Raw genomic sequence first — 8,606 nt, 5'->3', positions numbered from 1 at the left:
CATTTACTTTACTCAATAATCCTTTTATTCTTTTGCCTACCATCTTTTGCACAACAAAATACTTATTTGCTTAAACCCTCACGCGTTTTTGATGGAGAGGTGATTCATGAAAACTGGCAAGTATTGGTTCAAAAAGATAAGATTATTGCTGTGGGCGAAAACCTAAACGTTCCGTTAAATACGGAAATTGTCAATTTACCTCATACTACTTTATTGCCGGGGCTGATTGAAGGACATTCGCATCTGTTACTTCATCCGTATAACGAAACCTCTTGGGACGACCAAGTACTGAAAGAATCTCGTGCGGAACGCATCGTCAGGGCGACCGTTCATGCCAAAAACACTTTGATGGCTGGCTTTACTACTGTTAGAGATTTAGGCACAGAAGGCTCAGACTATGATGATGTAGGTTTGAAGCAATCTATTGAAAAAGGGATTATCGCAGGCCCACGGATGTTAGTAGCAGGGCGGGCTTTGGTCGTTACAGGTAGTTATGGACCAAAAGGCTTCCAGTCGGATGTAAATGTAATACAAGGAGCAGAGGAGGCCGATGGGATAGATAATTTATCCAAAGCCGTGAGAACCCAAATCGGCAAAGGAGCAGATGTCATAAAAGTATATGCTGATTATCGTTGGGGACTTTTTAAAGATGCTCAGCCTACTTTTTTGGAGTCAGAATTAAAATTAGTCGTTGATATTGCCAAGAGTTCGGGGAGGGATGTTGTGGCTCATGCTTCTACGGCCGAAGGAATGCGGAGGGCAATTATGGCGGGTATCAAAACAATAGAACATGGCGACGGCGGAAATGCGGAAGTATTTGCCTTAATGAAAGAAAAGGGGGTATGTTTTTGCCCGACTTTGGCCGCTGGTGATGCTACTACCCAATACAAAGGCTGGAAAAAAGGACAAGAACCTGAGCCAACACGTATTCAGGAAAAACGCAAGAGTTTTAAACTAGCTTTAAATTCAGGCGTGAAAATCTGTATGGGTGGAGATGTCGGTGTGTTCCCGCATGGCGAAAATGCCCGCGAAATGGAATTGATGGTAGAATATGGGATGAAACCTATGGATGTTTTACAATCGGCCACCGCTATTAATGCAGAAGTATTTAAACTAAAAGAGCTAGGAAGAATAAAAAATGGCTATTTTGCAGATATAATAGCCGTTGAAGGAGAGCCAGAAAAGAGCATCTCTCATATCAAAAATGTGATATTTGTGATGAAAAATGGCATTATTTATAAAAAATAATACCTAACAGGCTGGTATAATTTTTTACTTATATATTTGTAAGAAAGATAATAAGTTATTACTGCATATATTGATTACCGCAAACCAAATTACTATGTTTACTCAAAACGACCTCAATCAAATTCAAGAATTAGGCATTAACTTAGAAACTGTTGAACAGCAAATTCAGGATTTCAAAGATGGATTCCCATTCATGCAGCTTCAAAAGGCCGCTACTCCTGAAAATGGTGTTATACAGCTTTCTGACGAGAAATTGGCCGAATATGTAAGCCTTTATGAAAGTAAAGTGAAAAGCATTACGCCATTAAAATTTGTTCCTGCATCGGGTGCGGCCTCAAGGATGTTTAAGTCTTTATTTGCCTTTTTGGAAGAAGGAAAATCAGATAAATCAACGAATCAGTTCTTCGAAAGATTACCTGAGTTTGCATTTTATGACGATTTGCAGAAAGTTCTCCCTGAAAATGCCGACGAAAAAATCATTGCCGACTATTATTTAACAAGCAAAGGATTGGAATATGGCTCTTTACCAAAAGGACTTTTAAAGTTTCATAAATATGAAACAGGCAATAGAACAGCCATTGAAGAACACTTGGTAGAAGGAGCAAATTATGCTAACACCGATGGCATTGTAAAGCTACATTTTACGGTTTCGCCTGAACACTTAACTCGCTTTAAGATGTTATTGGATAAGGTAGTGCCTACTTATGAAGCTACTTTTGGAGTGAGCTACGAAATTACTTTTTCTGAGCAGCGTCGTTCGACAGATACCATTGCGGTAAACCTAGACAACACACCTTTTCGTGAAAAAGATGGGTCATTATTGTTTCGTCCAGCAGGTCACGGGGCATTGTTAGCTAATTTGAATGATATTGATGCCAACATCGTCTTTATTAAAAATATTGATAATGTGGTACCAGACCGTATCAAACAAACTACTTATGACTACAAAAAGGCTTTGGCAGGGGTATTGGTGTATTATCAAGATAAAATATTCGACTATCAGCATCAATTAACTCAGTTTGCTTCGCAACCATTGATTATAGAATTGACTGAATTTTTTGAAAAAGAATTGTGTGTATTACAGCCATCGAATTTTACAGATTTACCTCATAACGACAAAATAGCTTATTTCCTTAAAAAGCTTAATCGTCCGCTTCGTGTTTGTGGGGTTGTGAAAAATACTGGTGAGCCTGGGGGAGGTCCTTTCTGGTGTAAGAATGCTGACAGAACTACTTCTTTACAAATTGTTGAATCGGCTCAGGTTGATTTAGAGGATGAAAAACAAAAAGAAATTTTTAATAATTCAACACACTTCAACCCTGTAGATTTAATTTGTGCGTTGAAAAATAGCAAGGGGGAAAAATTTGATTTACTAAAATTCCGTGACCCTAAAACAGGTTTTGTTACCCAAAAATCTAAAGATGGTAAAGACTTGAAAGCACAAGAATTACCAGGACTTTGGAATGGAGCAATGGCTGACTGGAATACCATTTTTGTTGAAGTACCTTTAATTACATTCAATCCTGTGAAAACAGTGAATGATTTACTAAGAGACGAACACCAGTAAAGAAAGGAGGATGAAGTTTATAAAATCCCTTTGACTCATAAACTTTCAACTCATTAGCTATATACGTCAACGGCTTTAATTTGTAAACTCTTGGAGTTACAGGTTAAAGCCGTTAATTTTTAGGAACTGATTTTGCTTAAAAATCATTATCTCTTTAGTGAAAAAGAAAACAGAAAAAATATGTTTATTCCTTTTGAAAAAATGCCCGATTATGCCCGTGTTTGGGTATATCAGACTGATAAAAATTTAAGCGATACTGAATTTATTTATGTGCTAGAGACCCTTGAAGCACAGGTAAATCAGTGGGCAGCACATGGCGTTCCTTTAGTAGGTTCGGTAAAAATATTACACAACCGTTTTATTGTAGTAGCAGTAGACGAAGCCCAGAATCAAGCGTCTGGCTGTTCTATTGATGCTTCTACACGGTGGTTGAAAGAGCTTAGTGCTGAAATGAACATTAATTTCTTTGATCGTTCTATCGCTTTTATTCATCAAGATGCTATTCATACTGTAGAGATGTTGAAAATTAAAACCCTTGTAGCCGAAGGAATCATTCATCCTGATACCTTAATCTTTAATAATTTAGTGGCTAATATCGGCGAATTTAAAAACAATTGGCAAGTAAGTGCAGCACAAAGCTGGATGAAACGTTACTTCCAACCTATTACCGCTTAATACGCATGTCAGAAAGTTTGTATATTCCATCAACGACTAATCGTAAAGAAATTTATGAAAGTCTTTTGCCACAAATCAAATCGCTTGTTTCAGGAGAAAACGATTTAACGGCAAATCTTGCTAATATATCTGCAGCCTTAAAAGAAGCTTTCAATTTCTTTTGGGTAGGGTTTTATCTAAAGAAAGATAATCAATTAGTATTAGGACCTTTCCAAGGCCCTATTGCCTGTACACGCATCAATTTTAATAAAGGTGTTTGTGGGCATGCCTATACTACCAAAGAAGTTGTTATCGTGCCAGACGTAGAGGCTTTCCCTGGACATATTGCTTGTTCGTCGGCATCAAAATCTGAAATTGTGTTACCAGCCATCAATAAAAACGGAGATGTTTTCCTTGTCCTTGATGTAGATTCAGATGAATTAGACGATTTTTCTGAAGCAGACGCAGAAGGATTATCGCAAATCATTAAGCTAATAGAAGAAATGGTGTAAGATTATAAATCATCAATCTTGTTCATGAAGAGGAAAACATATTCGACTTCATGAACAAGATAAAAAGTATATTAGAGAACGGCCTTTGCTGTTCTCTTTCTATTTTCTAAAATAATTGCAGAAGGAGGCAATTTTCTACCCATGTTTAACTGTTCAACATCAGGCATACCTCTTCGTAAAAACGAACCTAATATAATGTCAGCATCGCCGTCTTGATCCATATCTCCTACATCCATTACCATCCATTTCCCATGAGTAGCCTCAGGGAACGTAGCCACCTTAAACTGATTATTCCCTTGATTATCTAATAACAAGAAATCCTCATGAGGCTTTTGTGTGGGGTCAGTAAAGAATGAAATCGCAGCGATGTCTAAATCTCCATCCAAATCAAAATCGGCCGCCATCGCTTTGGATGCACCAAACATCGGGTAGAAATAAGTTTGTTTGAAATTATTTTTGCCGTCATTCATAAAAATTCTGATGCCATGATAACTTTTGAGCGTAATGGAAAAATCAGCATTATCTCCATTGGTATACAAAATATCCATGAAGCCATCCTTGTTGAAGTCTGCTAATTCCATGTAACTAGAACCATATACAGCAGGGAAAGAGAGGACTTGTGTTTCTTCAAAATTCCCATTGCCTTTGTTGTAAAAGATAAAAATACCTTCTCGGGCTTGCGTCATCAATGCCACAATGTCGGGCAGGTTATCGCCATTCATATCTTTGATGAATGTATTTCTTGCCCCTGGTAGTGCCTTTAAAAGGTGTTCTTGCTTATTTTTACCATCATACCAAGCTAATTTCCCGATTTCGTTGCCAAAATTGCAAAGGATAAAATCCTCTTGTCCATCCTGATTTAAATCGCCAAAAGTAGCCTGTACAGGTCTCTGTAATGATTCTATAATAGGCTTTTGTTGTTTCTGAGCATTGATTTCGAACAAACTACCTTTGCTGAAATTATTAGGGTCCATCAAGCCCATGGTTAATACTCTCTTATTTTTTGTAGAAAAATCTATATCTGAAACAGGACTAGGAACACTCAACGAATCTGTTTGTGTAAATCCTAAATCATAAATTTTCAGAAAACTTTGTAATCCGCGCCAGCTTATATAAATATTTTTTTGAGCAGGATTAAATTTAACAAAAGTTACATAAGGTATTTTGTTGGGAATTCCTTGTATTTCTACCACCTTAAAGTTGCTTAAGCCCACAGAAACTTTTTCTTTTGGGGCTTGTGGAAGGGGTTTCTCTGGAGCATTGTCAACATAATATTTTATGATTTTAGCCCAATCTTCTGGGGCAATTACAGGCTTTTCGGGAAATACATTGGCAGCAGCAAGAATTGGTAATTCCTCGGGAGACATTCCGTTGTACACTTTAAAAATATCAGGCTCTAACCCTAATCTATACGACATTTTAGGCAACACGCTTCTTTCCCAAGTAGTCTTATCTAATAAATCAGGGGAGGGTAGTTGATGGCAACTGCTACAGTAGGTCTGGGCTAATTCTTTCCCAGTTTTATTAGAAGGGACAGGAGGAACATAAGTCTCCTTTTTATTTGAACTAGAACAGTTCCAAAGTAAACAAACTACAATAATAACTAATAAACGATTGAACATTTCTTGAGATTGAAGTATAAAAATGGTTTTAAACACAAAAAGGGTAAATTAAAAATACTTGAAATTTTTAATTTACCCTTCTGGATATATATTGTTTAGAAAAATATTAGGCTAATTCAGCAATCACTGTTTCACCGCCTATTGGTCTGTCTTCTAAGTTCACTAAAATTTTAGCATCTAAAGGAAGATAAATGTCTATTCTTGAGCCAAACTTGATAAAGCCAAATTCTTTTCCTTGTTCTACAGCCTGTCCTTCTTTTACATACCAACAAATTCTACGGGCTAATGCTCCTGCAATTTGACGGAACAAAACCTCCGTGCCGTTATCGTGTTTTACCACAACGGTTGTCCTTTCATTATCAGTACTTGATTTTGGATGCCAAGCTACCAAATATTTCCCAGGATGGTATTTGAAATAAGAAACAATACCAGAAATTGGATTGAAATTGATATGAACATTGATAGGCGACATAAAAATAGAAACTTGTCGGCGTGGTTCTTTGAAATATTCAGTTTCAACCACTTCTTCAATTACCACTACCTTTCCATCGGCTGGAGCAATGACGTGTTTTGAATTTTTTTCTGTTGTACGAACAGGTACACGAAAAAATTGTAAAATTATTAATGCAAAAACTACACTAAAAGCGTATACAGCATTGCTTAATATTTTATTTTCAACGAAAAAATAAGCAACTGCACTATTTAAAATGAGTAAAAAAATGATTGTAACTAAAATAGTACCTTTACTTTCTTTATGGATAGTCATGTGTTTAAGGGGGTATAATCAAACAAAGTTAATTAAAAACTTTGAAAATCATGAATTATTGGTTTGGGATAGTTATCTTAATTGTTGAATAAGAAAAGAATAAAAAAAAACATATATTGTCTATATTATTACGCAACCTTTTGTGATAAAAACCGTAATGGTAATGAAACGTATTCAAAATGCCCATTATTACAGATAAGAATAATAGCCTCCAAATCATACTCGAAGGATGCCGTAACGGCGATTCTAAGAGTCAAGAATTGCTATACAAGCAGTTTTATGGCTACGGTATGAGTGTCTGCTTGCGTTATACCAGAACGCGGGATGAGGCTGTGGAGATTGTTAATGATGGGTTTATAAAAGTATTTAACAATGCCGATAAGGTTGATTTGAATAAATCGTTTAAGAATTGGTTCAGAAGAATTATGGTTAATACTGCACTAGATTATTACAGGCAAAACCATAAATATTACGACCATGATGATATAGAATATGCAGAAAATTTGAGTGATAGGAGTGATGATGCATCAGCTAATCTTGCTTATGAAGAACTATTATCGTTTGTGCAAAGGCTGTCTCCAACTTATCGAACTGTTTTTAGTTTGTTTGCCATAGATGGTTATTCGCACGAAGAAATAGCAAAGATGCTAGGTGTTTCAGTGAGTGCTTCAAAGTCAAACTTAGCTCGTGCGCGGGTTAATTTGAGGGAAATGTTAAGTAAACGTTTTTAAAAATAACAAAAGAATAAAATAAAGATTCAACAAAGAATCTTACTAAAAAGATGTCAGATAAGTGGTGGGATATGTCCGATGATGAACTGGATGACCTTTTCAGAGAAGCCTCTGATAAGGTAGAAATCCCGTTTGACCAGTCGTCTCTGGATAAACTTAAAAATAAGCTTGCGCCGCAGTCTGCAATAATACCAGAAAGTCGTTATAAATACGAAAGATGGTTATTATTGTTGTTTTTGCTATGTTTTGTGGGTGGGATTACGATCTATTATTTTACTAAAAATAACCTCACAGATAAACTAACAACGGAAACCAAACTAAACAAAAGTCAATTAGAAAGTCAAAAAGAGGTATCAAAAACATCTAAACAAAGCACTACAAAGGGAGAAGAACTAAGTGAAAATATTACTAATTCTAATACTGTTTCAATACCTGATGATAAAAAAATAACCGTACAACCTAAAGTTGAAGGTGTTGATAAAGGCACAGTAATAGAAAATAAGGTTGATGCTGTTTCAAAACGCAATGAAAAAGTCAATTCAAAGTCGTTAAAAATATTTAAGTCTATCCCAAGCTTAGCAAAAAATAAAGTAACCTCTAAATCATTTACTAATTTTAATTATACTAGTCGAGTTCAGGAGGTATCGAATATTCGTCAGGCAGAAATAAAGAGTGATAGACAAAAAAGTATAGATGTTATTGGGCAAAAAGAGATAGGAGAGGGAGTATCATTCACCCAAGGAAATGTGACAAGAGATAATTCATTACAAACATCTGAAAGCTTGTCATTACTTACTGGCAAGCCCTTAAAGCCACTGAAATCAGCGTTAGAAATCACTTTGCCAGAATTTGAAGAGAGTAGCAGTGAACCTCGTGTTAGTCCACTTGTTAAATCTAATAAATTTTCACGTTTTGGGGTTAGATTATCTATTGCACCAGATGCAAATGGAGTAGAAAGCTTAGCAGGTTTTGCACTTGGCAAATCGGCAGGGATTTTATTCGAGTATAATATCACGAAGCGTATCGTTATTCAAACAGGAGCAGTTTATAGTTCAAAAAAATACAGTACGGGTATCGAAAACTATCATGCGTGGGCAAAAAACTGGGCTACCCGCCCTGTTTTGCCTACAAGTGTTGAGGGCGATTGTCAAATTTTGGATATACCTTTTAATGTCCGTTACAATGTTTTACAGAAAGCTAAAGATACTTGGTTTGTAAGTGCAGGTGCATCTTCTTATTTGATGTTGACAGAAGGATATGAATATTATTATCCCGAAACAGCTACAGTGCCACCTAATTTCCCTAGATATGTATCTTGGAAAAGAGATAATGATTATTTTATGAGTAGCTTGAATATTTCATTTGGGTTTGAGAAACGAATCAATAACCATCTTTCTATCCAAGCAGAACCTTATTTGAAAGCACCTTTGAAAGAAGTAGGGCGAGGAAAGGTTAATTTATACAGTAGCGGAATTATGTTCTCGTTGAAGTATGGTTTTTAGAGAA

8 protein-coding genes are annotated in these 8,606 nt (G+C 36.1%); 6 read left to right on the top strand and 2 right to left on the bottom strand.

Going from position 1 to position 8,606, the window contains the following annotated elements; all coding sequences use genetic code 11:
- Positions 1 to 15 precede the first annotated feature (15 nt).
- The 4 genes from AC07XN_RS11945 (at position 16) to AC07XN_RS11930 (ending at position 3,981) form a co-directional block, all read left to right on the top strand.
- Positions 16 to 1,248: a metal-dependent hydrolase family protein gene (locus tag AC07XN_RS11945; protein ID WP_494743247.1), complete on the top strand. Its 1,233-nt coding sequence runs from the start codon at positions 16 to 18 to the stop codon at positions 1,246 to 1,248.
- 94 nt (positions 1,249 to 1,342) lie between these two features.
- Complete coding sequence (locus AC07XN_RS11940; protein ID WP_494743246.1) at positions 1,343 to 2,815, top strand: DUF4301 family protein; 1,473 nt, start codon at positions 1,343 to 1,345, stop codon at positions 2,813 to 2,815.
- Between the two features lie 180 nt (positions 2,816 to 2,995).
- Complete coding sequence (locus AC07XN_RS11935; protein ID WP_494743245.1) at positions 2,996 to 3,490, top strand: hypothetical protein; 495 nt, start codon at positions 2,996 to 2,998, stop codon at positions 3,488 to 3,490.
- A gap of 5 nt (positions 3,491 to 3,495) precedes the next feature.
- The gene (locus AC07XN_RS11930) at positions 3,496 to 3,981 is read left to right on the top strand and encodes a GAF domain-containing protein (RefSeq protein ID WP_494743244.1); all 486 of its coding nucleotides are present in this window, start codon (positions 3,496 to 3,498) and stop codon (positions 3,979 to 3,981) included.
- A 71-nt stretch (positions 3,982 to 4,052) separates the two neighbouring features.
- Here AC07XN_RS11930 and AC07XN_RS11925 read toward each other — a convergent pair whose 3' ends face one another.
- Both AC07XN_RS11925 and AC07XN_RS11920 read right to left on the bottom strand, forming a co-directional pair.
- A complete protein-coding gene (locus AC07XN_RS11925) occupies positions 4,053 to 5,603 on the bottom strand; it encodes an FG-GAP repeat domain-containing protein (RefSeq protein ID WP_494743243.1) in 1,551 nt (516 codons plus the stop codon).
- Between the two features lie 106 nt (positions 5,604 to 5,709).
- On the bottom strand, positions 5,710 to 6,369 hold the full coding sequence (locus tag AC07XN_RS11920) for a phosphatidylserine decarboxylase family protein (RefSeq protein WP_309924552.1): 660 nt from the start codon (positions 6,367 to 6,369) through the stop codon (positions 5,710 to 5,712).
- A gap of 179 nt (positions 6,370 to 6,548) precedes the next feature.
- On the opposite strand from AC07XN_RS11920, the gene AC07XN_RS11915 reads away from it, so the two are divergent.
- Both AC07XN_RS11915 and AC07XN_RS11910 read left to right on the top strand, forming a co-directional pair.
- Positions 6,549 to 7,100: an RNA polymerase sigma factor gene (locus AC07XN_RS11915; RefSeq protein ID WP_309924551.1), complete on the top strand. Its 552-nt coding sequence runs from the start codon at positions 6,549 to 6,551 to the stop codon at positions 7,098 to 7,100.
- A gap of 50 nt (positions 7,101 to 7,150) precedes the next feature.
- Entirely contained in the window at positions 7,151 to 8,602 is a 1,452-nt protein-coding gene (locus AC07XN_RS11910) for a porin family protein (protein WP_494743242.1), read from the top strand.
- Positions 8,603 to 8,606 lie beyond the last annotated feature (4 nt).

Source organism: Arcicella sp. GW458-12-2-14-TSB2 (assembly GCF_059423785.1).
Note: the sequence above shows the minus strand (reverse complement) of the source record. Positions and strands in the feature narration are given on the sequence as shown.

Bases quoted from the DNA above. Each gene is read 5' to 3' on its own strand.
- AC07XN_RS11940 (WP_494743246.1), top strand. From the start codon at position 1,343: ATGTTTACTCAAAACGACCTCAATCAAATTCAAGAATTAGGCATTAAC.
- AC07XN_RS11935 (WP_494743245.1), top strand. From the start codon at position 2,996: ATGTTTATTCCTTTTGAAAAAATGCCCGATTATGCCCGTGTTTGGGTA.
- AC07XN_RS11930 (WP_494743244.1), top strand. From the start codon at position 3,496: ATGTCAGAAAGTTTGTATATTCCATCAACGACTAATCGTAAAGAAATT.
- AC07XN_RS11925 (WP_494743243.1), bottom strand. From the start codon at position 5,603: ATGTTCAATCGTTTATTAGTTATTATTGTAGTTTGTTTACTTTGGAAC.
- AC07XN_RS11920 (WP_309924552.1), bottom strand. From the start codon at position 6,369: ATGACTATCCATAAAGAAAGTAAAGGTACTATTTTAGTTACAATCATT.
- AC07XN_RS11915 (WP_309924551.1), top strand. From the start codon at position 6,549: ATGCCCATTATTACAGATAAGAATAATAGCCTCCAAATCATACTCGAA.
- AC07XN_RS11910 (WP_494743242.1), top strand. From the start codon at position 7,151: ATGTCAGATAAGTGGTGGGATATGTCCGATGATGAACTGGATGACCTT.